Raw genomic sequence first — 24956 nt, forward strand, 5'->3', positions numbered from 1 at the left:
AGTGCCGCCGAGGCCGATCAGGGGGTCAGCGACAACGACGGGCCGGCGATGTCCACCGGACCGTTGAAGGCATGCCGGGCGGCGTCGGCGGCCGCGTTCGGCTCGGTTCCCGGCCACAGATGGGTGAGCACCAGACGGCCCACCCCGGCGGCGGCCGCGTATTCGCCGGCCTGGCGAGCGGTGCTCAGGTAGGCGCGATCGTCCACCGGCGTCTCCTCGACGAAGGTGGCCTCGGCCAGCAACACATTGGCTGAATCGGCGAGCACCGCGATGTCGGGGCTCGGTCCGGTGTCGCCGGTGTAGGCGAGCGTGACTCCGTCCGCCGTCAGGCGCATGCCGAGATTGGGTACGTGGTGCGGCAGTGCCCGGGTGGTCAGCCGGAACGGCCCTACCTCATAGCGACTGTCGTCGGCGATCGCCCGCAGGTCATACGCGTCGGCGAGCAGGTGGGGCGAGTCGAGGGCGAGGACCGCGTCGACCGCGCCCTGCGGGGCGTAGACCGGCAGCGCATCGGTCACGGTCGGCCCGAGCACCCGGGCGCGGAGCAGCGGGCTGAGGTCGGCGCAGTGGTCCGGATGCCCGTGGGTGACGAGTACGGCGTCGACCGCGTCCGGGGGTAGTCGCGCCAGCAGCGCAGGCAGGACGGCGCACCCGGGGTCCAGCAGGACCGTGAACCCCTCGTGTTCCACCAGATAACCGCTGCACGCCTGGCCGGCCGCGGGCCATGCGCCGCAACCGCCCAGCACCGTGATCCGCACATCGGACAGTAACGCCGCCGAGACCGCTCTCGTTACCCGGTGGTCGACCTCAACCGCGCTCCGCCAGTTGAACGACTGTCACTCGACATCATCATAGCGCTGTGCACATGCAGATGCACATGCAGATGCACTTGCATATGACACTGGGTTGATGGAGTATGACCAGATGTCGATGACGTCGATGGGTGGGGGGTCCGGGCGAGGGACACCCGGTTTGACCGTGGTCCTGGTCCTGTTGGGGACGGAGTCCCTGCTGATCGCCTTCTCGGTTGGGTCGGCCATGATGGGCCAGTCCGCCCTCGCGGTGATGGCGGGAACGGCCGCCATCACCTTGGCGGGCGAGATCGTTCGCCGGTTTCTGACAACCGCATCCGTCGATGGCACGCACCGGGGCGGCCGGAGATCCGTCGGCCGGGGTCACTCCGGTGCTCCGGGTGATGCGCCGTGACGCCGCCGTTGCGACGATCAGCGGGGGGCGCCGCCGAGGCCGATCTCGTTGCCGTCGGGGTCGCGGTAGGTGATCTTGCGTACGCCGTTGTCGTAGGTTTCGCGGTTGGCCGGTTCGAGGCCGCGGGCGGCGATCGCCGCGACCCGGTCTTCGAGGTCGTCGACGAAGATGGTCTGCCGGGCGTGGCCGGCGTGCTCGGGGTCCTGGTCGATGTAGACGTAGCGGTGTTCGGCCAGCTCCCACACCGCCTCGGTCTCGTGGGCGAGGAAGGACGGCGGGGAGCCGAGCAGCTTCTCGTACCACGGCAACGCGGCCGCGTAGTCGCTCACCGGGACGCCCGCGAACAGGTCGACTGCCATCCGGCGATGGTAGTTGCCAGCTATGGCAGCCCGCTGCTCAACGGGCGGACGCGCCGTCCTTCAACCCGGCCACGAAGGCGGTCCAGGCCGTGGGGGAGAACCGCAACGCCGGCCCCGCCGGGTCCTTACTATCGCGTACGCCCACCGCGTCCCCAAGCACAGCAACCTCGGTGCACTGCCCATCGCCGGACGAACGGCTCGACTTGCGCCAGGAGGCGTTGGCGAGATCAGGGGTGATCATCCCGGTCCCTTTCTGCGTCGAGAGCGGCGACCCGTTGCTCGATCAGACGCACCGAGTCGCTTCGGTTGAGTGCAGCGGCCTGGAGGTGCTGGTAGTAGATGGTAATGCGTCGGACCTCAGATTCGTGCTCCACGAAGACGTCACCGGCGATGCTGTCGACATAGATCAGATCCGGGTCGGCGGGATCCGGGAACTCCATCACCACGAACGATCCCGGCATGCCGGTGTGGGCGCCTACCGAGAACGGGACCACCTGGAACGTGACCTGCGGCAGCTCTGCCACCTCGATCAGCGCCTTGAGCTGGGCGTGCATGACACCGGCATCACCGACGACGCGGTGCAGCGCGGCCTCGTCAACGATCGCCCAGAGCTGCAACGGGTCGTCCGCGCGGTGCAGCGCAGCCTGACGCTGCATGCGCATCTCCACCCGCCGCTCAACCTCCTCCTTGCTCGCCAACGGCAGGACTCCGGCGATGACCGCGCGCGCGTACTCCTCGGTCTGGAGGAGGCCGGGGATGAACAGGGACTCGTAGTTGCGGATGCTGCGGGCGCCGGCCTCGAAGCTGACGTAGGTGAGGTACTGCTCGGTGAGGTCGTCCTCGTAATCCTGGAGCCAGCCGAGGTGGCCGGCGTCCTTGGCCAGGTCGAACAGCTTGGCGCGTTCGTCGGAGTCGGTCACGCCGTAGCGGTTCATCAGGATGATGAGCGTCCGGCGGTGCGGGCGTACCTTCGCGGTCTCGATCCGCCACAGGGTCGCGCCGTTCAGCTTCGTCTGCTCGGCGGCGTCGTCGCGGGTCAGGCCGGCGGCCTGCCGTAACCGCTTCAACTCGCCCGCCAGCCGGCGCATCCGGACGGTCGGTGGTTGCCTGCCCATGGTCGACACCCCTCGTGTGGTCACTGCCTGCCGTAGTCTCTGCCCGCCGTAGCCGTAGCCGTAGCCGTAGCCGTTGCCTGCCGTCATTGCATGCCAGATGCAATCCCGACGCTTGAAATGCAAGGATTGCCGGGCAAACCTCACCCAAGCATTATCACTCTTCGTACGGCGCCCGTCACGGGCAAGCTGGTGGGTTGTGGACGGCGGCAACCGTCCACAACCGACCGCCGAGGGAGGGGTCGGTCATGCTCACGGTTGGTGCTCTGGTCGGTACGTGCCTGCTGGGTTTCCTGGCGGGCTTGTTCGCGTTCCGCGTCAAGAGCCGGTGGTGCCCGGAGTGCGGGTCGCTCACCTACCCGACACCCGAACGGCGCCCCTGACGTGGCCGCCCTTGACGAGTTGACGGGGGAGTGCGAGTTCTACGCCGCCATCCACGAACTCGCGATCGTCGCCTGGCGCACCGGTCGCACCGTCGAAGCCCTGCTGGCCCTGGCGGACGCCATCGACCCGGTCCCGTTCCCCGGTTCGGTAACCGGAAACGGCGTTGCTGAATCCTGAATCGCCGCAGCGGCTGGAGTGGCGCCCACCTGCAGCCGCCGCTCAGTAGGTGGTCAACACGCCTTGCGACAACACGGCAAAGAATCTACTTTCGTCGATCTAACTGCTGCCTTCGTAAGGAGAAGCATGCTGAAGGAATCCTGGCTCCGTCGGCTCGGCATCGTCTCGGCGGTGGCGGCGTTCGGCCTGACGATCACACCGGCGGCCGCGCACGCCGACGGGTACGACACCGCCCGCAGCGCGGTCGGCTTCGGAGTGGACAAGAGCGTCAACGGAGCGATCGCGCAGTCCATGCAGCGGGCCCGAGAGGCGATCCTCGCGGTCGGTCACGACTGCACCCCTGGGGCCTACAACACCCGCCTGGTCTACGCCTCTCCGGGCGGCACCTGGGTCTACGAGTCCACCCACCACGCGATGTGCGTCGACTGATCAAGCAGATCCCGCCCGCGACCACGAAGCTCCTGCCGGGCCACCGCACGAGGTGAACACCAGTTACCCTACATCGCGGTTTTAGGGTAACTGGTGTTCACCTCGTGGCGGTGCATCCGGTGCATCCGGTGCGGACGGTGCGGTGGCGGGCAGCGGGCACCATGTGGACATGCGACTTGAACTGGCAACGGAGGTGCTGTGTGCCAGCGCGCCGGCCCTCTTCGCCGTCGGGACGATCACTTCCGTGTTCGCCGGTAGGACACTGGATGGTCGTCGACTCCATCGCTACGGCAAGGCCACCGAGGCGGAGGTGGTGAGTTCTCACCTCGCTGACGCCATGCACCACGGGAACGATCGGGTGGCGAGGGTGCGGTACCGGACCGAGGCGGGTCAGGACGTCGAGGCGGAGGTCAGCTTCGAGGACCGCCTCCTCCCCGCCGAGCCCGGCGACGTCCTGCCGGTGCGGTACGAACCGGTCCGCCCACTCGTGGTCCGGGTCGACCTGCCGCGCTACAGCGGCCGACCCGCCATCCGCAGGGCGACCATCGGGCTCGCGATCTCCGGCACCGTGACCGCGTTGATCCTCGCCTTCGTTCTGCTGGCGCTCATCGATGTCCTCATCGGCGACACCACGCCGGCGCGCTGACCGGCTCCGGGCCTGACCGCCCGCCCGCTGGACGACCGATCAGCGTCGGGGTGCTTCGGCCTGGACCCGCAGGCCCAGCGCCATCGCCACGGTGACCGCCTGGTCGGCGTCGATTACCGCGTCACGCAGTTCCGTGGTCAGCGGGTCGAGTGTGGACAGATCCGAGCCGCGTAGGTCGGCGCGGGTCAGGTTGGCGCGGGTCAGCACGGCGCCGGAGAGGTCGACGTGCTGGATGGTCGCACCGGCCAGCTTGGCGCCGGTCAGGTCGGCCTCCCTCATCCGCGCCGAGATGATCGACGCCTTCTCCAGGTCGGCGCCGGCCAGCGAGACGAACGACCAGTCGCCGCCGGCGACCTTGAACAGCCCGAACGTGCACCTGTCGAAGGTGCTGCCGACCAGCTTGCACGAGGTGAAGCTGGCGTCGAAGAACGAGCAGCCGGTGAAGACACAGTTCACGAACGCGGTGGACGAGTGCTCCGAGGCGTTGAACTTGCAGTCGTTGAAGGTGCAGTCGGTGAAGCTGGCGCCAGAGCTGACCGCCTCAGTGAGGTCGACGCCGAAGAACGCCACCCGCTCGTGCGTCTCGCCGGTGATCTCCCGGCACTCCCAGTCGGCGTCCCGCACCTCGGTCTCGGTTCGCGCCGACTGGGCACGCATCCGTTCCGTCATTGCCACGCCTCCCTCACCCACCCCACCCGGCTGGACACCCCGCCGCGTCAGCACCCGGCCGCGTCCTGCCCGCGCCGGCTACGTCAGCGTCACGTCGTAGCAGGGCCCGGTCGGGTCAGCGCACCCCGGCCAGCAGGGTATCCGGAGTGCCCGGCACTCGCAGCAGCAGCGGCGTGGCGGACACCGAGACGGCCGCGCTCGTCGGGGCCAGCTCGCCGCCGACCGGGCCGCTCTGCAGGCCCGGCACCGCCGGCACCGGCACCGCCGCACCCGACGCCGACCAGACCAGCACCGTGGACTCCCCGCCGCGCTGGAACGACAGCCCGGTCAGCCCGCCCCGGGCCACCCCGGCGACGGTTGCCTCGCGGGCGGCGGCCGCCAGTGCGGCCAGCATCCGGCCGGCCTCCCGCTCGGTGCCGTCCGGCTCCAACAGCCCGTACCGCACCTCGGCGCCGGCCCGGTTGTTCGGGTTGTAACCCAGCGGCAGCCACATCACCTCGGTGATCCCACCGGCCAGCAGTTGGGCGGTCACCTTGACCACCTCCTCGGCCCGACCGGCGGCGTCGTCCCCGCCGTCGCGCCAGAACTGCCCGACCTCCCACGCCTGAAGCGGCACCCCGGCCGGCGTCTCGGCCCGCAGATAGTCCAGCAGCGCCGGCACCCCGTCCGGGTGCTCGTAGTAATGCACCTGCCGCACCTGCACCACCCCGGAGTCGAGCAGCTTCTCGGTCGCCGCCAGGTAGGCCAGATTTCGGGCGTTCGTCTCGTCCGCGAGCGCGGTCCGCAGGGCCGCCACCTCGTCCACCGCCGGAATCTTGCGGCCCCGGGTCCCCACCCGCCGCTCGAAATAATCCCGGTACGCCGCAACCGCCGCGTCTTCCTGCCCGGCCCGCAGCAGCCGGTCCACCACCCCGAAGCCGTACGCGACGCTGCTGATGCCCGAGTCGACCACCTTCGCGGCCGGGTCGGCGCCGTGGATCGCCTCGGCGGCGGCGGTCACCAGCCGGGTGTACTCCTCCGGCGTGCCGGCCCAGTACTGCTGCGCGTTCACCTCGTTCTCGATCGCGTACTGCGTCACACCCTGTGGGGCGTAGCGGCGCACGAGAGTGTCGACGAACTTCTGGTAGGCGGCCAGGTCGAGCGGCATCGCCGACTCGGTCTTGTTGGCCTGCCCCCGGGTGAACTGGGCGGTCCCGCCGGTCGCCCAGCAGACCCCGATCCGGATCTTCAGGTACAGCCGGATGCCCAGCTCCTTGCTGCGCTGCGCGACCCGGTCCACCGCCGACCAGTCCGGCTGCCCCTGCACCTTCTCGACATCACACCAGCTCAGCTCGTGATAGGTCGCCGACCCTTCGAGCTTGCGCAGATACGGCAGGAACTGTTCGTAGCGCGCCCAGTCCCAGTGCGCCCCGAACGGCTGCCCCCCGACGGCCCGCTCCGGCGCCGGCGCCGACCCGGTCGGCAACGGCACCGGCGTGCCACTCGGCTCCGGCTCCGGATCACCCCCGGAACAACCGGCCACGGCCAGCAGCGCCGCCACCATCAAAGCCGCAGCGATGCCGCGTCCGCCGGTCCAGCGACGAGCGATGCCGCGTCCGCCGGTCCAGCGACGAGCGACGCCGAGTTGGCCGGTCCAGCGACGAGCGATCCCGTGTTCGCCGGCCCGGCGACGAGCGACGCCGCGTCCGCCGGCCCGGCGACGAGCGACGCCGCGTCCGCCGGCCGGGCGGCCAGCGGTTGCGTGGTCGGCAGCCGTGCGGCCTGCGGCGGGTCGGCCGGGGATCACCGGTACCCCAGTTCGCGCAGCGTCCGGCCGCTGAAGATCCACACCAGCAGGCGCAGGAAGGGGTCCAGCTCGCGCCGGTAGGTGCCGACCCTCGAACCGTAGATCGCCGCGTCGGTGCCGCCTGCGGCCCGCCGCCGGTCGGCCTCGACGGTGTACTTGCCGGCCACGTCGTGCGGCTTCTCGGCGTAGTCGAGCACGCCCGGCTCCCACGGCTCGCCGAGGAACTCGAAGAGCCCGCGCAGCGTCTTCTCCGGCTCCCGGACGGCGTCCTCGTAGCGCAGCTCGTGGTAGCGGTCGGCCGGCAGCGTCGCCCCGAACGCCTTCGCGGTGCGGATGTAGCGCGGCCACTTCACCACGCACTTCACCGCCGACCAGTAGCCGAACCGCTTGCGGTGCGAGACCACCACGTCCCGGCCGTCCCGGATCACGTGCACGATCTGGGCGTCCGGGAAGACCTCGGTCACGAAGTCCAGCGACATGGCGTACAACGGGGTCTTGTCCGCCCAGCGGGCCTTGCCGCGGCCCCGCGCGTAGTCGGCGTGCACCCCGCCGAAGAAGTCGGCGATCCGGCGCAGCCAGTCCTCACGTGGGAACCCGAACCGGGCCAACCGCTCCCAGTCCCGGCCGACGATCCGCCGCAGGTCCGGCAGGAACCGGGTCTCCGGGCCGCAACTGATCCGCGAGTGCGAGTCGAGCACCAGCCGCAGCATCGTGGTCCCCGACCGCTGACAGCCGACGAGGAAGATCGGCGCCGTCGTCGCCGACGCCGCCTCGGACGGGGACGCAGGCTCAGACGGGGACGCCGCCTCGGACGGGGACGCAGGCTCGGGCTGGGCGTCAGCCATGGTCGACCGTCCGCCGTGTCCCGGCCGCCTGAGGTGTCCCGGTTGACTGAGGCGTGCCGGTCGACTGGGGTGTCGCGGTCAGCCGGGTGGTGAGCTGGTCGCAGAGTTGGCGCACCCGGGGGTCGATCGGCAGCGGGTCGCGGACCGGGGTCCGGCGGCTGACGTGCGCGGACATCGCCGGGCGGTACGGCAGGCCGAGGAAGGCGCAGAGTCGCCGGGTGTAGCCGGCCGGGTCGGTCACCAGCGCATCGTACGAGCAGAGCAGGACGTCGTCGCGACCATCCAGGCCGAGCCGGAAGAACAGTTCGTTACGGACGTACCAGAACAACGCGGCGCCGGTGTGCGGGTCCATCCGGGCGTAGTCGAAGTCGTGGATCAGCTGGTAGGTGTCCTGGTCGAGGCGCTGCCCCTGCCACCGGCCGCCGATGCTGCCGTCGGCGATCGCCCGCAGCGCCCGCAGGTTCGCATCGCCGAACTTCGTCACCTCCGAGCGCGCCCGGTCGTCGACGTCCCGCCACATCCACAGCGCCCGCCCCGGCGCCACCTGAGGCAGGGCCAGCAGCCGATCCACCCGGTGGCTCTCGCAGAGCGGCTTGACCAGCACGTACGCGTGCCGGCTGCGGCGGATCGTGGCGGCCAGCACGTCGTCGCCGCGCAGCTGGAAGCGGTGGAACACCCGGCGGTCGTTCTCGTTGCGCACCTCGAACTCCGGGGCCGCCTCCAGGCCCCGGACCAGCATGTTGGTGCCGGAGCGCTGCAGCCCGACCAGGTAGACCGGGACCGCGCTGCCGCGCGGCACGCCGTGCCGCCACCGCCACCGGCTCTTCGACCAGGCGCCGGCGACCCGGTCCACCGGGTTGAGGCGGTCCTCCTCGATCAGCCGCCGGAGGCCCTGTTCGCGGGCCCACCGGACGTGGCGGGAGACCCGCCGGGCGGTCCAGGCCAGGGCCGAGGGCTCGTCATCCTGCCGCACCGGAACTCCTTCGCGCACGCGTCGCCAGCCGATTCGGCCAGGCTGGGCGAAGGTCCGGCCGCAGGTCAGGTTACCCACCGGCCCCACGACATGCCAGCAGCCGACCCGGCGGGACGCGTGAGATCAACCTTTCAGCTTTCGTCACCGGCCAGAACTGGACTCGCCCCGTCCGGATCAATACCGTGGGTCAGCAGCCGGGGTGGCGAGCCCCGAGTCAGGCAATCCGGGAGGCGCAGCCCGGGTCCAAGTGAGCGGGCTGAGCCGATGCGTGTCCTGCACGTGAACAAGTTCCTCCACCGCCGAGGCGGGGCGGAGGGATATCTGCTCGACCTCGCCGAGCTGCAGCGGGCGGCCGGCGACGAGGTCGGCTACTTCGGCATGGCCCACCCCGACAACGAGCCCGATCTGCCGTACGCCGGGAATTTCCCGCCGCACGTGGAGCTGGACCCGCCGCCGCCGGGCCTGCGGTCCCGGCTCAATGCCGCCGGCCGGATGATCTGGTCGCCGGCGAGCCGGCGCGGGCTGGCCCGGGTGATCGCCGACTTCCGCCCGGACGTGCTGCACCTGCACAACATCTACCACCAGCTCTCCCCGTCGGTGCTGGCCGCGGCCCGCTCCGCCGGGGTGCCGTGCGTGCTGACCATGCACGACTACAAGCTCGCCTGCCCCAGCTATCAGCTGCTCGACCGGGGCACCGTCTGCCAGGCGTGCGTGGGCGCCGGCCCGCTGATGGCCGCCCGCCGCCGCTGCAAGGGCGGGTCGCTGACCGCCAGCACCCTGCTCGCCGTCGAGTCCTGGCTGCACCGGGAGCTGCGGGCGTACGACCCGGTGCAGGTCTTCGTCAGCCCGAGCCGGTTCCTCGCCGAGGTGATGCGGCGCGCCGGGGTCTACCCGGACCGGCTCGCCGTGGTGAACCATTTCGTCGACACCGGCGCCGTGCCGGTCAAGCAGCGGCCGGGCGGCGGGGTGCTCTACGCCGGCCGGCTCTCCACCGAGAAGGGTGTCGACGTGCTGGTCCAGGCGGTGGCCGGGCTGCCCGCCGGGGTGCCGGTCGAGGTGGCCGGCGACGGCCCGGCCCGGCCGGCGCTGCAGGCGCTGGCCGACCGGGTGGCGGCCGGCCGGATCCGGTTCCACGGCCGGCTCGACAAGGCTCGCCTGCAGGCGTTGATCCGGCAGGCCGCGGTGGTGGCGGTGCCGTCGCGCTGGCACGAGAACCAGCCGATGGCGGTGCTGGAGGCGTTCGCCAGCGGGGTGCCGGTGGTCGGCACCGACCTGGGTGGGATACCCGAGCTGATCACCGCCGGCTCCGACGGCGAGATCGTGCCGGCCGGCGACCCGGCCGCGCTGGGTGCCGCACTGGCGGCGCTGGTCGCAAACCCCGAGCGGGCGTACGCGATGGGCCGCGCCGGCCGGGCCAGGATCGAACGCGACTTCACCCCCGACGGCCACCTGGACCGGCTCCGCGAGCTCTACCAACTCGCCGCCGACCGCCTGCCCCGCCGCCGCCCGGCCCCGGCGGTGTCCCGATGATCGGCCGGGGTGCCGGCTCGACGGCCGGTCCGGACGGCGTCCCGTCGACGGGCCCGGATGTCGGCTCGACGGCTGGTGGGAGTGGTGTCCCGATGGCTGTCCGGGGTGTCGGCTCGACGACTGGTCCGGGTGGTTTCTTGCCGGCTGGCCGGGCGCGGGTGCTGTACCTGGCCGGCAGTGGGCGTAGCGGCAGCACCCTGGTCACCACCATGCTCGGCCAGCTCGACGGGTTCGTGGCGGCCGGCGAGCTGCGCTACCTGTGGCAGCGCGGCCTGGTCGAGAACCGCCTCTGCGGCTGCGGCCAGCCGGTCCGGGACTGTCCGCTGTGGAGCGCGGTGCTGCGGGACCTGCCTGGTCCCGATGAGACGCCGTCTGACGCGGCCCTGTCCGACGCGGGCCGGATTGACGCCGCCGGGATCGCGGGACGGTTGCGGAGCCGGTTGCGGATGCGGGGGCTGCCGGGGATGCTGCGGCGGCACCGGGCCGGCCGGCCGGCGATCGACCGGCATCCCGACGACGAGGTGATCGGCGCGGTCTACCGGGCGCTGGCCCGGCACGCTCCGACGCTGGCCGCCGGGGGACCGGTGATCGTCGACTCGTCCAAGCTGCCGCCCTACGGACTGTTGCTCGACGGCCTGCCCGGCCTGGACGTGCGGGTGCTGCACCTGGTCCGCGACCCGCGCGCCACCGCGTACTCGTGGCGGCGCCGGCGGCGGCTCGACGGCCCGGCGGACGACCGGCTGATGAGTCGGCCGCCGGTCTGGAAGGCGGCGCTGCTCTGGCTGGTCTGGAACGTCACCACCCGGCGGCTCTGGTCGGCCGCCGGCCCCGACCGCTACCTGCGCATCCGATACGAGGACCTGGTCGCCGACCCGGCGGCGGTGCTGCGCCGGATCGCCCGGTTCGCCGGGTCGGACCCGGTCGAGCTGCCGATCACCCCGGACGGGCTGGTCCGGCTCGCCCCCACCCACTCGGTGGCCGGCAACCCGTCCCGGCACCGGGTCGGCGCGGTGCCGATCAGCCCCGACGCCGAATGGATCGGGAAGCTGTCCGGCCGCCCGTACGCGGTGGTCACCGCGATCGCCGCCCCGCTGCTGCGCCGGTTCGGATACCCGCTGCGCCGTCCGCCGGCCACTCAGACCGGCGCCACCGCGGCGCCGACACCCCGGCCGGCGGAGCCCGGGCCGGTCGTGGGGGCTGGGCCGGTCGTGGGGGCGGGGTCCGGCGTGGAGGCCGAGCCGGTGGCCGGGGTCGTTCGGGGTGGGGAGGGCTGAGCGGTGCTGTCCGTGGTGGTGGGGACCGGCCGGTGCGGGTCGACCCTGGTGCAGGAGTTGCTGGCCCGGCACCCGGCGGTCGGCTTCATCTCCGGCGTGGACGACAAGCTGCCCCGGCTCAACCTGACCGGGCGGCTCAACGGCCGGCTCTACCGCCGGTCCGCCCCGCGGCCGGCCGGGATGACCTCGCTCGGGCACAGCCGGCGGCTGATCGAGCGCGGCCGGCTGCGGGTGGCGCCATCGGAGGCGTACCGGCTGTTGGACCGGCACGTGGTAGCCGGCTGGTCCCGGCCGTGCCGGGACCTGCTCGCCGACGACCTGACCCCGTTCGTCGCGGGCCGGCTGCGGGAGTTCTTCGACCGGCGGATCGCCCGGCAGGGCTGCGACATCCTGCTGCAGCACGTGACCGGCTGGCCGCGTACCGGGTTCCTGCGGGCGGCGTACCCGGAGCTGCGGGTGGTGAACGTGGTCCGCGACGGCCGCGCGGTGGCCAACTCGTGGCTGCAGATGGGCTGGTGGGACGGGTGGCGGGGGCCGGACAACTGGCTGTACGGCCCGCTGCCGGACGATCTGCGCGCCGACTGGGAGGAGTCCGGCCGGTCGTTCCCGGTGCTCGCCGCGCTGGGCTGGCGGATGTTGATGGACGCCTTCGTCGACGCCCGCGCGGCACACCCGGCCGCCCAGTGGCTCGACGTGCGGTACGAGGACCTGGTCGCCGCCCCGCGCGCCGAGGTCGGCCGGATGCTGGACTTCCTCGGGCTGGACTGGTCGCCGGAGTTCCAGCGCGGCTTCGACCGTTACCAGTTCCACACCGGACGCGGCGCCGCCTACCGGGACGAGCTGACGCCGGCCCAGCTCGGCGGGGTCGAGCGGGTGCTGGAGAAGGCACTGGCCGAATGGGGCTATTGAGTAGAATCACCGACAGTATCGGTTCGAGTAGCCATTTAGGGCAATAGCCTCTTTCGGGAGGCCGGGCCGTACCGGCCCGGCGGCCGGGAGGCAACGATGTGGACCAGGCGTACCGCGTTGATCTGCGCCGTCGTGCTCGGCGCGGCCGGCCTGGTCGGGCCGGCGCCGGCCGCCGCCCGGGTCGGCGCGGAGTCGATCTCCGGAGACATCACCGGTGACGGGATCGCCGACCGGATCAGCCTGCTCGGCTTCTTCGACCTGTGCACCATCGAGGTGGAGCCCGGCCTGCCGGCTGGCGGGTACGGGCCGTCGGTGCGGCACGACTACCGGCCACCGGCCCCGTGGCGCCCCGGCGACGGCTGCCCGTGGGCGGTGGTGCTGGTCGACCTGGGCGCCGACCGCCGGCCCGAGCTGGTGCTCGCCGACCACCCGTACGACCGGCTGTTGATCGTGCGTGGCTTCCGGGTGGTGTCGACGTACCGTGGGGGTTTCGACGGACCGGGTGAGCTGGGCTTGGCCGACTTCGACGGGGACGGGCGCCCCGACCTCTACGTCGGCGCCGAGAACGGTTTCAGCACCCACCTCAACCCGCGCGGCAACCGGCTGGTCGCCGGCCCGATGCGGTTCTGCTCCACGCCCCCCGAGGTCGCCCTCACCGACCTCGACGGCGACGGCCGCACCGATGCGGTGCTCAGCTACCTGGGCACCTGTCTGGAAGACACGGAGGCCGGCATCGTGGTGGTCCTCGACCACGGCCGGACCGTCCAGTTGCGCTCGGAGGCGGAGTTGGAGCTGCTGCCGATCGCGGAGATCCGCGACGACAACGGCGACGGGCACCCGGATGTCGACACGTTGATCGAGGAGAGCGGGATCAGGGTGCTCTTCCACGGCGGGGGCGACGGAACCTTCCGGCCGTCGCCACCCCGGGTGATCACCAACCACGACGTCGCGTACGTCCACCGGGCGCTGCCGACCCCGGTCGTGATCCGGACCAACGACTACGCCAGCGAGCGGGCCGTGCTGACGATCACCTTCCCACCCAGCTATGGCCGGGTGTTCCTGGACGGCCGGAAGGAGCTGGTCTACCTGCGCACCGTGCGGCACGGGGAGCCGGACCGGTTCGGCTACCGGCTCACCGAGCCGGACGGCGGCACCGACCGGGCCACCGTCACGGTCATCGTCGCCGACCCGCGCTGACCGTCCGTGCGGCGCTGGCCCCTCGTGCGGCGCTGACCCTTCGTGCGGCGCTGGTCGGCGGTGCGGCGCCGGCCGGGCCCGGATGGGAATGGGCTTGCCGGCCGCCCGGAGCCGCTGGGTAGCCTCAGCAGCATGAGGATCGGCATTGTGGGAGCCACCGGCCAGGTCGGTGGGGTCATGCGGCAGATACTTGCCGACCGGGACTTCCCGGTGGAGCAGCTGCGGTTGTTCGCCTCCGCCCGCTCGGCGGGCCGGACCCTGCCGTGGCGGGGCAGCGAGGTCGCCGTCGAGGACGCCGACACCGCCGACTACGCCGGCCTGGACATCGTGCTCTTCTCGGCCGGAAAGGGGACGTCCCGCACGCTCGCTCCCCGGGTCGCCGCCGCCGGTGCCGTGGTGATCGACAACTCGTCCGCCTGGCGGATGGACCCGGACGTCCCGCTGGTGGTCGCCGAGGTGAACCCGCAGGCCGCCGCGCACCGCCCGAAGGGCATCATCGCCAACCCGAACTGCACCACGATGGCGGCGATGCCGGTGCTGCGCCCGCTGCACGCCGAGGCCGACCTGGTCGCGCTGGTGGTCGCCACCTACCAGGCCGTCTCCGGCGCCGGCCTGGCCGGCGCCAACGAGCTGGACGAGCAGGTACGCAAGGTCGCCGAGCAGGCCGGCGGGCTGACCTTCGACGGCGCCGCGGTGGAGTTCCCGCCGCCGAAGGTCTTCGCCCAGCCGGTCGCCTTCAACGTGCTCCCGCTGGCCGGCTCGATCGTCGACGACGGCTCCGCCGAGACCGACGAGGAGCAGAAGCTGCGCAACGAGAGCCGCAAGATCCTTCAGATTCCCGACCTGAAGGTCGCCGGCACCTGCGTGCGGGTGCCCGTCTTCACCGGCCACTCGCTGCAGATCAACGCCCGGTTCGCCCGGCCGATCAGCCCGGCCCGGGCCGCCGAACTGCTCGCCGACGCCCCGGGCGTCGAGCTGGTCGACGTGCCCACCCCGCTGCGGGCCGCCGGACAGGACCCGACCTACGTGGGCCGGATCCGCGCCGACGAGACCGCCGACCACGGGCTCGCGCTCTTCTGCTCGAGCGACAACCTGCGCAAGGGCGCCGCCCTCAACGCCGTCCAGCTCGCCGAGCTGGTCGCCGCCGGCTGATCAGCTCCGGTCCGGGAACGAGTGGTGCTCGTGGCTGACCACCCAGCGGCCCTGCTCCCGGCGTAGCCCCAGGGTCAGCCGCAGCCGCAGCTCCGGCTGCTCGGCGAGCTGCGCGGGCGTCCCGCACCGGAGCAGGGCGTACGCGTAGGCGACGGTGTCACCGGCCGTGATCTCCAGTGACGTCAGTTCGAAGCTGGCGCCGCTGGCCTGCCACTCGAAGAAGCCCGGCCAGGTCTCGCGGTACGCCTCGATGCCGCGGGCGCCCTCGTACGGCGGCGGCACGTCGAACATCACGATGTCGTCGGAGTGGTCGGCCAGCACGCCGGCCAGGTCACCGGCGTGCACCGCCGCCACCCACCGCTCGATCAGTTCCCGGATCTCCGCCTCGTCGTCGGCCATGATGATCGTCCTCCCGTGTGGGTTGCCGTTCTCTGTCACCACTACAACCCTGGGAAGCCGGCGAACTCATCGCGTCCGGCCGGATCAGTCCGGTAGTTCCTCCGGCAGGCCGAAGGACGGGAAGATCTCCGGTTGCAGGTACGAGACCACCTCGGCGATCCGGTCGCCCCGCAATGCGACCAGGTCCAGCCCCGCCGCCACGAACGCGCCCCGGTCGCCGTCCCACAGGTAGGTGCCGAAGGTGAGCTGCCCGTTCGCGTACGCCGGCACGAAGCGCCACCGGGCGGTCAACGGTGAGGCCAGCAGGAACTCCCGGATGTCGGGGTGGCCGGCGTACCAGGCGGTCAGCGGCGGCATCGAGTACTTCGCGTCGTCGGTGAGCAGCGCCACGATGGCGTCGACGTCGCCGGCCTCCCAGGCCGCCGTGTAGCGCCGGGCGATCTCCCGTACCTTGTCGTCGCCGAGTGCGCCCAGCGTCGCCTGCTGGGTGGTGGCGGGGCGCAGCCCGGCCATCGCCCGGCGGGCCCGCTGCAGCGCGCTGTTCACCGCCGCGACCGTGCCGTCCAGCAGGGCGGCGACCTCCCCCGCGCTGAACCCGAGCACCTCCCGCAGCAGCAGAGCGGCCCGCTGCGTGGGCGGCAGGTGCTGCAGCGCGGCCACGAACGCCAGCTCCAGATGCTCCCGGGCCAGCACCCACGCCTCCGGGGTCAGCTCACCCGTCCAGCCCAGCCGGTGATCGGGGTACGGCTCCAGCCAGGCCGTCTCGGCCAGCGGTGCCGCCCCCGGGCTCAGGTCGGTCGGCAGTTCCCGGCGGCGCCCCCGCTGCTCCAGCATGGTCAGGCACCGGTTGGTGGCGATCCGGTAGAGCCACGGCCGGACCGTCCCGCGATCGTCGAACCGGTCCAGGCTCCGCCAGGCCCGCACCAGGGTCTCCTGCACCGCGTCCTCGGCGTCCTGCACCGACCCGAGCATCCGGTAACAGTGCGCGTGCAGCTCACCGCGGAACCCGCCGGTCGCCCGTGCGAAGGCGTCGGCGGCCGATTCTCCCGGCCGACCCACCGACGAAGTATGCGACAACCCTGGACCCGCCGGCCGGCCTGGTATTCATGAGGGGAGTGCCGGTGACCACCGGCGTGGACCGACCCGTGGAGGCGATGATGGCCGGCGACGGCACCCAGGACGCCCTGCTCGACCTGATCGGCGGCCGCCGGCTGGGGGTGCTGGCCACCCTCAAACGGGACGGCCGACCGCAGCTCTCCACCGTCATGCACGGGCTGGACCGGGAGCGCCGGCTGATCCGGATCTCCGTCACCGACGGCCGGGCCAAGACCGCCAACCTGCGCCGCGACCCCCGCGCCAGCTACCACGTCGGCTCCGAGGACGGCTGGTCGTACGCGGTGGCCGAGGGGACCGCCGAGCTGACCGCGCCGGCCGCCGACCCGCACGATGCCACCGTCGAGGAGCTGGTCGAGCTCTACCGGAGCCTGGCCGGCGAGCACCCGGACTGGGACGACTACCGCCGCGCCATGGTCGCCGAACGCCGGATCGTCCTCCGGCTGCCCATCGACCACCTCTACGGCCTCCCGCCCCGGGGCTGACCGTCAGCCCTTCAGGCCGGTGTGGGCCAGGCCCTCGATGAACTGGCGTTGGGCGATCACGAAGACCACCAGCACCGGGATCGCGGTCATCGACGCCGCCGAGAGCTGCACGTCCCACATCGGACCGCCGTACGCGTCGACGAACTGGGTCAACGCCTGCGGCAGGGTGAACTTCTCCGGGCTGGAGAGGAAGACGATCGGCTCCAGGTAGAGGTTCCAGCTGTGCAGGAAGGTGAAGATGGCGACCGCGCCCAGGGCGGGCCGGGCCAGCGGCAGGGCGATCCGCCAGAAGGTCGCGAACCGGCCCAGCCCGTCCACCCGGGCCGCCTCCTCCAACTCGTTCGGCAGGGTGATGAAGAACTGCCGCATGATGAAGGTGGCCAGCACGCTGGGGGCGCCCAGGATCGGCACCAGGATCAGCGGCCAGTGGGTGTCGATCAGGCCCGCCGCGTTGAACATCTGGAACAGCGGCACGATCGTCACCTCGCTCGGGATCAGCAGCCCGACCAGCACCACCACGAAGAGCGCCTGCTGGCCACGGAACCGGATCCGGGCGAAGGCGTAGCCGGCCAGCGTCGACACCGCGAGCGTGCCGGCGGTCACCGCCGCCGCGATGTACGCGCTGTTCCAGTACTGCCGGGCGAACGGCTGCAGCTCGAAGACCTGCCGGTACGCCCCGAACCGCAGATCGGTCGGGAACAGCGACGGCGGGAAGGCGAAGATCTCGCTGACCGGCTTCACCGACGAGGTGACCATCCACCAGGTGGGGAAGACGAACGGGACGGCCAGCAGGCAGAGCGCCCCGTACCAGAGCAACCGGGTCCTACGACTCATGGAACACCCACTTCCTGCGCAGCTGCCACTGCACGACGGTCAGCACCAGCACGATGCCGAAGAGCAGCACCGACAGGGTGGCGCCGTAGCCGAAGTGGTGGAACTGGAACGCCTGCTGGTAGAGGTAGTAGACGAGCACGGTGGTCGAGGTGCCCGGCCCGCCCTGGGTGAGGACCGCGATCTGCGCGAAGACCTGCAACGAGCCGACCACCGTGATGATCGAGGTGAGCAGGATGGTCGGGCTGATCATCGGCACGGTGATCCGGCGGAACTGGGTGAAGGCGCGGGCGCCGTCCACCCGGGCCGCCTCGTACAGTTCCCGGGGCACCCCCTGCAGGGCGGCCAGGAAGAGCACCATGTTCAGCCCGACGTTCTTGAACACCTGCACCGCGATCACCGACAACATCGCGGTGGCGTCGCCGCGCAGCCAGTTCGGGCCGTCCACCCCGGCCGCGCCGAGCAGCCCGTTCACGCCGCCGTTGTCCTGCAGCAGGAAACCCCAGACGATGGTCCAGGCCACCAGCGACACCACCACCGGCGAGAAGAACAGGGTACGGAACAGCGTGGTGCCGCCCAGCTTCTGGTTCAGCAGTACGGCCAGCAGCAGCGCCAGCCCCAGGTTGAACGCCACCAGCCCGACCGAGAAGAACGCGGTGGCCCGCAGCACCGACGGCAGGTTCGGGTCGGCGGCCAACTGCCGGTAGTTCGCCGAGCCGACGAAGTCGAAGGTGTCGGCGAGCACGTTCCACTCGTGCAGGCTGTACCAGACCACCAGGCCGAGCGGGAGCAGCACGAAGACGGCGGTGCCGATGAGCTGTGGGGTGATGAACAGGTAGCCGGCGAGCTGATCCCGTCGCCGGCTGGTCCACCAGCTCGGCACCGCCGTCGTCCGTGCCTCGGTCATCTCAGCTCACTTCGCCAGCAGCGGGGCGATCGAGGAGCAGAGCGCGCCGAGCACCGCCGGCACGTCGGCGTCCGCCTTCCAGAGCGGGTCCAGGCCGGCCCGGACCGCCTGGCCGAGTTCGGCGCTGCCGGTGTGGCTGGGCTTCACGACGCCTTTGGAGATGCCCTGGATGACGACGCTCTCCAGCTGTTCCGGCTTGAGCAGCGGGTTGGTCTTGGCCAGCGTCTCGGCGGTCAGCAGCGACTGCCGGGGCGGCGGGAAGAACTGGGCCAGCTTGGCGGAGTTGGTGGGGTTGGTGAGGAAGGCCAGGAAGTCGGCGGCCACCTCGGCGTTCGGGCCCTTCTTCAGCACCCCGAGACCGCCCTGGCCGATCACCGCGTACTCACCGGCCGGGCCGGCCGGCAGCGGCACCAGGTCCCAGCCGAACTGCTCCTCGGCCAGCAGCGAGGCCCGGGAGATCTGGGTGATGGTCATCGCGGCCTCACCGGCGAAGAAGTCGGCCGTGCTGCCCGGCCCGGGCAGTGCCTTGCCGGTGAAGATCGCCCGGTGCAGGAACGTCATCGCCTCGGTCATCTCCGGCGAGTCGAAGCCACAGGTCCTGCCGTCCTCGCTCCACGCCTGCGCGCCCCAGCCGGTCCAGACGGTGGACAGGTAGTCCCAGCCCTGGTAGTCGAAGTCGCGCACCACCAGCCCGGCCTTGCCGGTCTCGGCGTTCACCGCCGACGCGGCGGCGATCACCTGCTCCCAGGTCCACCGCCCGTCCGCGACCAGTTCGGCGGCGCTGGGCTGGCCGGCCTCCTTGAGCAGGTCGTTGTTGACGAACACCCCGAACGGCGACGTGGAGAAGGGATAGCCGTACAGCTTGCCGTCGTCGCGCCAGAGCCGCGTGGCGGCCGGCACCAGCTCGTCGAAGGCGTACCCGTCGGTGCCCTTGAGGGTGTCGTCCAGCGGCACCAGGGCGCCGGAGGAGACGAAGTCCGGGGCCGAACTCTCGAAGATCCAGGCCAGGTCGGGCGGGTTGCCGCCGGCGATCTGGGTGGTCAGCGTGGTGGTGTAGTTCTCGAACGGCAGCGGGTCGAAGGTGATCTCGGTGACGTCCGGGTTGACCTTCTGGTACTCCTCGGCGATCTCGGTGAAGAGCTTGACGTGCGCCTCGTTCGCCGACCAGGTGGTCATCCGCAGCGAGACCGGGCCGCCGTCGCCGGCGTCGTCGCCCCCGCCGCAGCCGGCGAGGCCCAGGGCCACGGCCAGCGCGGCCGCGGCTGTGGTGCGTACTCTCATGGGGTTTTCCCTTCGGGTCTTCTCAGTAGCCGCTGATGTCGGGCCAGCGCAGCTCGACGCCGTCGCGGGTGAGGCGGTGCTGGAAGTCGGCCAGCAGGCCGGGGTCGGCGCGGACGGCCCGGGGCGCAACCCCGCGCGTCAGACAGAAGTCGGCGAGTACGCCGGCCACCTCGCCGACGTTCCACTCGACCGGGTGCAGTCGGTAGGAACCGTTCGTGATGTGGGTGGTGCCGATGTTCTTCCCGGCGGGCAGCAGGTTCTCCATCCGCGCGGGGATCAGCGCGCCGAGCGGGATCTGGTAAGGGCAGCAGCCGACGTCGACGTAGTTGTCGCCGCCGGTCGAGGGGTGCAGGTCGATCCGGTACATGCCCACCCCGACCGAGTCGGGGTAGGGCACGGCGCCCCGGTCGCCCCGCACCGCCAGCGAGAGATCCTGCTCGACGACGGTGTATTCGGCCCGGATCCGGCGCGACTCGCGGATGTAGGGGGCCTGGGCGAGGCCGTCCGGGCCGCCGCCGGTGACGTCGCCGCGCAGCCGCAGCCCCCGGAAACCCGTGCCGCCGTCCGGGCGCGGCGCCTCGGTCTGCAGCCAGTACAGCACCGACCGGGACAGCTCCCGGGCGGCGGCCAGGTGCCGGGCCGCGTCCGGCACGTCGATCACCGGGCTCTCGAAATAGTCGATCATCGGCCAGTTGACCAGGCAGATGTCGCTGTCGTACGCGCCGTCGACGAAGTTGCGTCGGGCGGCGATCCGGCGGAACGTCCAGAGGTTCTGGTCGCCGCCGGTCAGCCGCTGGTCGGCGAGGACGGCGAGCGGGTCGTCGTCCGGGTTCGGGGTGAAGCTCCGCTCGGAGATCTCCAGGGTGCGCGGGTTGGGGGAGCGGAACGACAGCATCCGGTCGCCCCAGAAGTCCGGCTTGTAGTCGCGCCAGAAGTCGTAGCTCGCCGGCCGGTCGATGGTGTGGTCGCCGTCGACGTGGTCGATCGCGAAGCAGACCGAGACCGCCTGCATGTTGTCGGGCTGGGCCGCCTCGGGCGCGCTCGGCTCGCCGGTGTCGTGCCGGGACTCGAAGCCGGTGACGTACTCGGTGCCGGTCAGCGGTAGCAGCTCGCCGGTCTCGGTGGCGTCCAGCACGTAGCGGGCGCTGATCGTCGTCTCGTTCCCGCCGCCGCGGTGGGCCACCGTGACCGAGTCGACCCGGTCGCCGTCGGTGCCGGCCGCGATCGGCCGGTACGGCTGCAGCACCCGCAGCTTCCCCGATCCCCGGTACGGGGCCAGCATCGCCTCGATCACCGCGACCGCCACCCGGGGCTCGTGGCAGAGCTTGCTGACGTGACCGCCACCCGGGTTCAGGTCGGGCCTGGACCGGGCACGCGGGATCAGCGGATAGTGGGCGCGGTAGTAGTCCCGGATGCCGTCGCGCAGCGCCCGGTAGCTGGCGGTGATGCCGAACTGCTCCACCCAGCTGTGCTCGTCCGGCGGGACCGCCTGGCTGGTGAGCTGTCCGCCGAGCCAGTCGTACTCCTCGGTGAGCACCACCGCGCGGCCGGCGCGCAGCGCGCCGAGCGCGGCGGCGACGCCGCCGAGTCCGCCGCCGACGACCAGGACGTCGGTCTGGATCTCTGTCAACGGTTGTCCTCTCGGGTCTGTCCGGGGGTGCGGTGATCCCGGGGATGATGGGATCCCAGTGGCCGGGGATGCGATGAGCCGGGGGTGTGGTGGGGTCGGGGATCAGCGGGGATCAGCCGGGTCAGCCGGCGCGGGGCGGGGCCAGGGTGGTGCCGTCGACCAGCTCGCAGGCGAGCAGCCGTTGGGTGGCGCCGGCCGACCGGTCGGCCGGGCCGGCGAGCAGCCCGGTCAGCACCTCGACGGCCTGCCAGCCCATCTGCCGGCGGGGAATCCGGAAGCCGGTCAGGTCGAGGTCGGTGGGCGTCGGCCGGGTGGGGTCGCCAAGCGCCAGGATCGACAGGTCGCCGGGGATCTCCAGGCCGCGCTCGCGGGCCAGCGCGGCGATCGCGGCGCCGTCGGCGTACTCCTCGACGAAGGCCGCCGTGACGCGGGCCGCGAGCAGCGCGTCGAGCAGCTCGGCGGGGCTCCGGTCGGCGACCGGCTCGTGCCGGCCGGTCACCGCCGTGCCGGTCCGCCCCGCCTCGGCCACCGCGGCGCGGAAGCCGACCAGCCGGTCGGCGTGCGACTCCGGGCCGGCGCCCTGACCCAGGTACGCCAGCCGGCGGTGACCGGTGGCGACCGCCCGGTGGACCAGTTCGGCGGTGGCGGCCGGGTAGTCGGCGCCGACGTAGGGCACCGGGCCGCCGGCGTCGTCGCGGCGGCCCACCGAGACGAACGGGTGTCCCTCGGTGACCAGCCGGGTCAGCTCGTCGCGGTCCAGCGAGCGGCCGAGCAGCACGCAGCCGTCGGCCAGCCGCAGCCGGTTGTCCCGGTGGAAGATCCGCCGCCGGCCGCCGGCCACCGGGGCGCTGGTGAGCAGCAGCAGGTCGCAGCCGAGCTGCTCGGCGCACTCCTCGATGCCGACCAGGAACGGGTGGTAGAAGTCGCCGGTGCCGGCCGGGAAGACCGACTCGTAGGTGAAGACGCCGATGATCCGGTTGTGCCGGTCGGCCAGCCGGCGGGCGATCGGGTCGGCGACGTAGCCGGTGCTGCGGATGGCGGCGAGCACCCGCTCCCGGGTCTCGGGGGCGATCCGCACGTCGGCGTCGGCGCGTCCGTTGAGCACCAGCGAGACGGTGGCCTGGCTGACGCCGGTCATCCGGGCGATGTCCTGCTGGGTGACCCGCCGCCGGGCGGCGGGGGTGACGGGGGCATCGGGGGCGTCGGGGGCGTCGGGGGATCCAGTCACGATCCGTGTCCGTCCGTTTCTCTGCTAATACGCATTAGTTTCGTTGAGGTGAAATCCTGCGACCTGCTCCCGGCCCTCGTCAACCCCCGTCGACCAGATTTCTTGGAGACATAGCCCCTTGATAATTCGTATTAGCGTCTTGACGGGCGGGCCGGCCGGCGGCCAGACTCGGCCCACCACAGAGGACGGCACCGGTACCGGCTTCCATCACCCAGCGTCATGCTGAAACGGAGGCACCCCCATGACCTCGAACCCCCACCCGGTCGACCGGCGCCGGCTGCTGCGCGGCGCCGTGCTGCTCGGCACCGCCGCCGCCACCGGCGGTCTGGCCGCGACCGGGCACGCCCTCGGCACGGCGGCCCCCGTCCAGGCCGGCCCCGCCGGCTTCCCCACCTACCGCTACCTGGGCCAGCCGCTGGACTTCGCGGCGCTGCGCTACAACCCGACCAAAGAACTGATCTTCCCCTGCGTACGCGGGGTCTATGACCGGATCAGCGGCGGACTCGGCCGCTACTACCTCTACTACGCCCCGCACGACGCGCCCGGCGGGATCTGCCTGGCCTACGGCAACTCGCTGGCCGGCCCGTTCACCGAGTACCACGCCAACCCGATCATCGGCCGGACCTGGTCACCGCACTACTCGGTGAGTCACGTGTCGTCCCCGCACGTGCTCTGGAACACCGCGACCCGGCAGTTCTACCTGTACTTCCACGGCGAGAACAACACCACCCGGCTGGCCATCTCCGGCAACGGCGTCACCTTCACCTACCACGGCGTGGTGCTCTCCACGGCGATGGTGCCGAACACCACCGAGACCTCGTACGCCCGGGTGTTCGAGCACTCCATCCCGGCCCTCGGCAGCCGCTACGTGATGGTCTTCATGGCCTACCACACGGTCTCGCCCGGACTCCGCAAGATCTTCTGGGGCTGGTCGGCCGACGGCCGGTCCTGGCAGTTCGACCCGCAGCCGCTGGTCTCGCCGGCCGGCGACGGCGAGACCGACCTCAGCGGCGCGCACCTGCTCAAGCGCAACGGCACCAGCTACGTGGTCTACCACGGCGGGTCCGGCCGGATGTACCTGACCGAGGTCGGCAACAACTTCGACCGGGAGGTGCACCTCGGCGTCTTCCACACCCCGCTGACCGGGGCGCCGGACAACCGGCGCAGCGCCGCCCCGGCGTTCGGCACCGACCGCGGGATGGAGTACATGTTCTACGAGGCCGGCCAGCGCGGCGGCACCCGGATCGCGGTGGCCAGAGCGGTCTGATCCCGGACGTCGATCGAGACGATCGGCGCCGGGCCGATCCATCCCGGCCCGCCGTACGTACTCCTGTTCAGGAGTCGTCGGCGGTGCCGGCGGATGGTCCGGAGAGAGGAGACCGCGTGGCCCAGTTCCCCGCCACCGGCGAGCCAGGATCGCTCGAGCCCGGAGCCGGCGGTGCGGGCCACCGGCTGCCGCCCGACCTGGCCGGCGACCGGGAGCCCGAGCTACCCGAGCCGGTCACCGCGCCGGCGCTGGCCGGCTCCGCCAGCGGCTACCGGGTCGGCTCGTACCCGGTGCCCGGTCCCTACCCGCCGGCCGGGCCGGCCGGCCACCCCGGGTCGTACGGGCCGTACGACCCGGACGAGGAGCTGGCGGGGCGGACCCGCCGGCCGGTGCTGCGGCTGCTGGCGATCGCCATCCCGGTCTTCCTGATCGTGACGGTCGGCGTGGTCGCGCTCCTGTCCGACCAACGCGGCGGCCAGGATCCGACCGGCACCGCGATCCTCGGCGACCGGGGCGAACAGCCGGCCTTCGTGGTGCCTCCCGATCCGCGCACCGCCACCGCGCCGATGGACGGCCGCGAGGAGTCGAGCTTCGACCTGATCACCGGTACGAACGCGGTCACCCTCCGGGTCGTCGACCTCGGGCCGGAGCTGTACCGGATCACCACCCCGCCGGGCGGGAACACGCTGCCCCGGCCCAGCGTCCAGGGCGACCGGGTACGGCTGCAGCTCGTCCCCAGCGGCGAGGACGGCCCCGGCTCGGTCGAGATCGAACTCAACTCCCAGGTGCGCTGGGAGATCAGGATGACCGGCGGGGCCGCCGAACAGCTGCTCGACCTCGGCGAGGCCCGGCTGAGCGGGGTCGAACTGCTCGGCGGCACCACCCGCACCGAACTCACCCTGCCGGAGCCGGACGGCACCCTCGCTGTCCGGATGACCGGTGGAATCAACCAGTTCGTCATCAACGCCCCGGCGGGTCCGCCGGTCCGGGTCCGGGCCGGCAAGGGCGCCGCGTCGGTGACGCTCGACGACGACCGGCGCTCCGGCGTGGCGCCCGGCGCGGTCTTCACCCAGCCCGACTGGGAGAACGCGACCGACCGGTACGACATCGACATGGTGGTCGGGGTGGCCACCCTCACCGTCCAGCGCGGGTAACTCCCGCCTTCCC

At 72.0% G+C, this 24956-nt stretch carries 26 protein-coding genes and 1 pseudogene; 12 read left to right on the forward strand and 15 right to left on the reverse strand.

The genetic code is table 11. From position 1 onward, the window contains the following. Positions 1-17 precede the first annotated feature (17 nt). Positions 18-758, reverse strand: coding sequence for an MBL fold metallo-hydrolase (locus tag O7627_RS06695; protein WP_278092624.1), 741 nt, complete (start codon positions 756-758; stop codon positions 18-20). 151 nt (positions 759-909) lie between these two features. Between O7627_RS06695 and O7627_RS06700 the strand changes: the two genes are divergently transcribed. Continuing rightward, positions 910-1206 carry a hypothetical protein gene (locus O7627_RS06700; RefSeq protein WP_278092625.1) on the forward strand — a complete coding sequence of 99 codons (297 nt, stop codon included), beginning with the start codon at positions 910-912 and terminating at the stop codon, positions 1204-1206. A gap of 17 nt (positions 1207-1223) precedes the next feature. Here O7627_RS06700 and O7627_RS06705 read toward each other — a convergent pair whose 3' ends face one another. Genes O7627_RS06705 through O7627_RS06715 form a run of 3 tightly spaced genes read right to left on the reverse strand, consistent with a single transcriptional unit; the run spans position 1224 to position 2824 of the window. Next, on the reverse strand, positions 1224-1565 hold the full coding sequence (locus O7627_RS06705) for a VOC family protein (protein ID WP_278092626.1): 342 nt from the start codon (positions 1563-1565) through the stop codon (positions 1224-1226). A gap of 37 nt (positions 1566-1602) precedes the next feature. Continuing rightward, on the reverse strand, positions 1603-1806 hold the full coding sequence (locus O7627_RS06710; protein WP_278092627.1) for a DUF397 domain-containing protein: 204 nt from the start codon (positions 1804-1806) through the stop codon (positions 1603-1605). Further along, positions 1793-2824: a helix-turn-helix transcriptional regulator gene (locus O7627_RS06715; protein ID WP_278092628.1), complete on the reverse strand. Its 1032-nt coding sequence runs from the start codon at positions 2822-2824 to the stop codon at positions 1793-1795. The genes O7627_RS06710 and O7627_RS06715 overlap by 14 nt, the downstream gene beginning before the upstream one ends. A gap of 237 nt (positions 2825-3061) precedes the next feature. Between O7627_RS06715 and O7627_RS06720 the strand changes: the two genes are divergently transcribed. The 3 genes from O7627_RS06720 to O7627_RS06730 all read left to right on the forward strand — a co-directional run bounded on the left by O7627_RS06720 (position 3062) and on the right by O7627_RS06730 (position 4313). Beyond that, a complete protein-coding gene (locus O7627_RS06720; protein WP_278092629.1) occupies positions 3062-3238 on the forward strand; it encodes a hypothetical protein in 177 nt (58 codons plus the stop codon). 126 nt (positions 3239-3364) lie between these two features. Further along, complete coding sequence (locus O7627_RS06725; RefSeq protein ID WP_278092630.1) at positions 3365-3667, forward strand: hypothetical protein; 303 nt, start codon at positions 3365-3367, stop codon at positions 3665-3667. Positions 3668-3836: 169 nt separating this feature from the next. Beyond that, a complete protein-coding gene (locus O7627_RS06730) occupies positions 3837-4313 on the forward strand; it encodes a DUF3592 domain-containing protein (RefSeq protein ID WP_278092631.1) in 477 nt (158 codons plus the stop codon). Positions 4314-4352: 39 nt separating this feature from the next. Here O7627_RS06730 and O7627_RS06735 read toward each other — a convergent pair whose 3' ends face one another. The 4 genes from O7627_RS06735 to O7627_RS06750 all read right to left on the reverse strand — a co-directional run bounded on the left by O7627_RS06735 (position 4353) and on the right by O7627_RS06750 (position 8586). Next, positions 4353-4982 (reverse strand): pentapeptide repeat-containing protein, encoded by a 630-nt coding sequence (locus O7627_RS06735; protein ID WP_278092632.1) that lies wholly within the window; start codon positions 4980-4982, stop codon positions 4353-4355. A 115-nt stretch (positions 4983-5097) separates the two neighbouring features. Then, positions 5098-6525, reverse strand: coding sequence for a hypothetical protein (locus tag O7627_RS06740; protein ID WP_278092633.1), 1428 nt, complete (start codon positions 6523-6525; stop codon positions 5098-5100). A 239-nt stretch (positions 6526-6764) separates the two neighbouring features. Beyond that, the gene (locus O7627_RS06745) at positions 6765-7613 is read right to left on the reverse strand and encodes a sulfotransferase (RefSeq protein ID WP_278092634.1); all 849 of its coding nucleotides are present in this window, start codon (positions 7611-7613) and stop codon (positions 6765-6767) included. Beyond that, the gene (locus tag O7627_RS06750; RefSeq protein ID WP_278092635.1) at positions 7606-8586 is read right to left on the reverse strand and encodes a hypothetical protein; all 981 of its coding nucleotides are present in this window, start codon (positions 8584-8586) and stop codon (positions 7606-7608) included. Before O7627_RS06750 ends, O7627_RS06745 begins: the two co-directional genes overlap by 8 nt. A gap of 264 nt (positions 8587-8850) precedes the next feature. On the opposite strand from O7627_RS06750, the gene O7627_RS06755 reads away from it, so the two are divergent. The 5 genes from O7627_RS06755 (at position 8851) to O7627_RS06775 (ending at position 14648) form a co-directional block, all read left to right on the forward strand. Next, positions 8851-10116, forward strand: a complete 1266-nt coding sequence (locus O7627_RS06755; protein ID WP_278092636.1) for a glycosyltransferase — start codon at positions 8851-8853, stop codon at positions 10114-10116. Positions 10117-10253: 137 nt separating this feature from the next. Further along, a complete protein-coding gene (locus tag O7627_RS06760) occupies positions 10254-11390 on the forward strand; it encodes a sulfotransferase (RefSeq protein WP_278092637.1) in 1137 nt (378 codons plus the stop codon). A 3-nt stretch (positions 11391-11393) separates the two neighbouring features. Then, a complete protein-coding gene (locus tag O7627_RS06765) occupies positions 11394-12299 on the forward strand; it encodes a sulfotransferase (RefSeq protein ID WP_278092638.1) in 906 nt (301 codons plus the stop codon). A 96-nt stretch (positions 12300-12395) separates the two neighbouring features. Then, positions 12396-13496, forward strand: a complete 1101-nt coding sequence (locus O7627_RS06770; protein WP_278092639.1) for a VCBS repeat-containing protein — start codon at positions 12396-12398, stop codon at positions 13494-13496. Between the two features lie 132 nt (positions 13497-13628). Next, on the forward strand, positions 13629-14648 hold the full coding sequence (locus tag O7627_RS06775; RefSeq protein ID WP_278092640.1) for an aspartate-semialdehyde dehydrogenase: 1020 nt from the start codon (positions 13629-13631) through the stop codon (positions 14646-14648). A 12-nt stretch (positions 14649-14660) separates the two neighbouring features. Here O7627_RS06775 and O7627_RS06780 read toward each other — a convergent pair. Together O7627_RS06780 and O7627_RS06785 are read right to left on the reverse strand one after the other, a co-directional pair. Next, positions 14661-15047, reverse strand: a pseudogene (locus O7627_RS06780) (SgcJ/EcaC family oxidoreductase); the annotation flags it as partial. An 84-nt stretch (positions 15048-15131) separates the two neighbouring features. After that, a complete protein-coding gene (locus tag O7627_RS06785) occupies positions 15132-16106 on the reverse strand; it encodes a sigma-70 family RNA polymerase sigma factor (protein ID WP_278092641.1) in 975 nt (324 codons plus the stop codon). A 98-nt stretch (positions 16107-16204) separates the two neighbouring features. Between O7627_RS06785 and O7627_RS06790 the strand changes: the two genes are divergently transcribed. Next, positions 16205-16645, forward strand: a complete 441-nt coding sequence (locus tag O7627_RS06790; protein WP_278098187.1) for a PPOX class F420-dependent oxidoreductase — start codon at positions 16205-16207, stop codon at positions 16643-16645. A gap of 3 nt (positions 16646-16648) precedes the next feature. Here O7627_RS06790 and O7627_RS06795 read toward each other — a convergent pair whose 3' ends face one another. The 5 genes from O7627_RS06795 to O7627_RS06815 form a co-directional block, all read right to left on the reverse strand. Continuing rightward, positions 16649-17479 carry a carbohydrate ABC transporter permease gene (locus O7627_RS06795; protein ID WP_278092642.1) on the reverse strand — a complete coding sequence of 277 codons (831 nt, stop codon included), beginning with the start codon at positions 17477-17479 and terminating at the stop codon, positions 16649-16651. After that, on the reverse strand, positions 17469-18383 hold the full coding sequence (locus O7627_RS06800) for a sugar ABC transporter permease (protein WP_278092643.1): 915 nt from the start codon (positions 18381-18383) through the stop codon (positions 17469-17471). Before O7627_RS06800 ends, O7627_RS06795 begins: the two co-directional genes overlap by 11 nt. 6 nt (positions 18384-18389) lie before the next feature. Beyond that, positions 18390-19664, reverse strand: coding sequence for a sugar ABC transporter substrate-binding protein (locus tag O7627_RS06805; protein ID WP_278092644.1), 1275 nt, complete (start codon positions 19662-19664; stop codon positions 18390-18392). Between the two features lie 22 nt (positions 19665-19686). Further along, positions 19687-21294 carry an FAD-dependent oxidoreductase gene (locus tag O7627_RS06810; RefSeq protein WP_278092645.1) on the reverse strand — a complete coding sequence of 536 codons (1608 nt, stop codon included), beginning with the start codon at positions 21292-21294 and terminating at the stop codon, positions 19687-19689. Positions 21295-21415: 121 nt separating this feature from the next. Continuing rightward, positions 21416-22522: a LacI family DNA-binding transcriptional regulator gene (locus O7627_RS06815; protein ID WP_278092646.1), complete on the reverse strand. Its 1107-nt coding sequence runs from the start codon at positions 22520-22522 to the stop codon at positions 21416-21418. 241 nt (positions 22523-22763) lie between these two features. Between O7627_RS06815 and O7627_RS06820 the strand changes: the two genes are divergently transcribed. Together O7627_RS06820 and O7627_RS06825 are read left to right on the forward strand one after the other, a co-directional pair. Then, positions 22764-23789 carry a hypothetical protein gene (locus tag O7627_RS06820; RefSeq protein ID WP_278092647.1) on the forward strand — a complete coding sequence of 342 codons (1026 nt, stop codon included), beginning with the start codon at positions 22764-22766 and terminating at the stop codon, positions 23787-23789. Between the two features lie 116 nt (positions 23790-23905). After that, complete coding sequence (locus O7627_RS06825) at positions 23906-24943, forward strand: hypothetical protein (protein WP_278092648.1); 1038 nt, start codon at positions 23906-23908, stop codon at positions 24941-24943. The last annotated feature ends 13 nt before the right edge of the window (positions 24944-24956 follow it).

It is taken from the genome of Solwaraspora sp. WMMD1047 (assembly GCF_029626155.1).
Lineage (GTDB): Bacteria > Actinomycetota > Actinomycetes > Mycobacteriales > Micromonosporaceae > WMMD1047.

Excerpts from the sequence above, each read along its gene's own strand:
- O7627_RS06745 (WP_278092634.1), bottom strand. The coding sequence starts at position 7,613 with ATGGCTGACGCCCAGCCCGAGCCTGCGTCCCCGTCCGAGGCGGCGTCC.
- O7627_RS06820 (WP_278092647.1), top strand. The coding sequence starts at position 22,764 with ATGACCTCGAACCCCCACCCGGTCGACCGGCGCCGGCTGCTGCGCGGC.
- O7627_RS06735 (WP_278092632.1), bottom strand. The coding sequence starts at position 4,982 with ATGACGGAACGGATGCGTGCCCAGTCGGCGCGAACCGAGACCGAGGTG.
- O7627_RS06725 (WP_278092630.1), top strand. The coding sequence starts at position 3,365 with ATGCTGAAGGAATCCTGGCTCCGTCGGCTCGGCATCGTCTCGGCGGTG.
- O7627_RS06700 (WP_278092625.1), top strand. The coding sequence starts at position 910 with ATGGAGTATGACCAGATGTCGATGACGTCGATGGGTGGGGGGTCCGGG.
- O7627_RS06795 (WP_278092642.1), bottom strand. The coding sequence starts at position 17,479 with ATGAGTCGTAGGACCCGGTTGCTCTGGTACGGGGCGCTCTGCCTGCTG.
- O7627_RS06705 (WP_278092626.1), bottom strand. The coding sequence starts at position 1,565 with ATGGCAGTCGACCTGTTCGCGGGCGTCCCGGTGAGCGACTACGCGGCC.
- O7627_RS06770 (WP_278092639.1), top strand. The coding sequence starts at position 12,396 with ATGTGGACCAGGCGTACCGCGTTGATCTGCGCCGTCGTGCTCGGCGCG.
- O7627_RS06730 (WP_278092631.1), top strand. The coding sequence starts at position 3,837 with ATGCGACTTGAACTGGCAACGGAGGTGCTGTGTGCCAGCGCGCCGGCC.
- O7627_RS06775 (WP_278092640.1), top strand. The coding sequence starts at position 13,629 with ATGAGGATCGGCATTGTGGGAGCCACCGGCCAGGTCGGTGGGGTCATG.
- O7627_RS06800 (WP_278092643.1), bottom strand. The coding sequence starts at position 18,383 with ATGACCGAGGCACGGACGACGGCGGTGCCGAGCTGGTGGACCAGCCGG.
- O7627_RS06710 (WP_278092627.1), bottom strand. The coding sequence starts at position 1,806 with ATGATCACCCCTGATCTCGCCAACGCCTCCTGGCGCAAGTCGAGCCGT.
- O7627_RS06755 (WP_278092636.1), top strand. The coding sequence starts at position 8,851 with ATGCGTGTCCTGCACGTGAACAAGTTCCTCCACCGCCGAGGCGGGGCG.
- O7627_RS06740 (WP_278092633.1), bottom strand. The coding sequence starts at position 6,525 with ATGGTGGCGGCGCTGCTGGCCGTGGCCGGTTGTTCCGGGGGTGATCCG.
- O7627_RS06805 (WP_278092644.1), bottom strand. The coding sequence starts at position 19,664 with ATGAGAGTACGCACCACAGCCGCGGCCGCGCTGGCCGTGGCCCTGGGC.
- O7627_RS06790 (WP_278098187.1), top strand. The coding sequence starts at position 16,205 with ATGGCCGGCGACGGCACCCAGGACGCCCTGCTCGACCTGATCGGCGGC.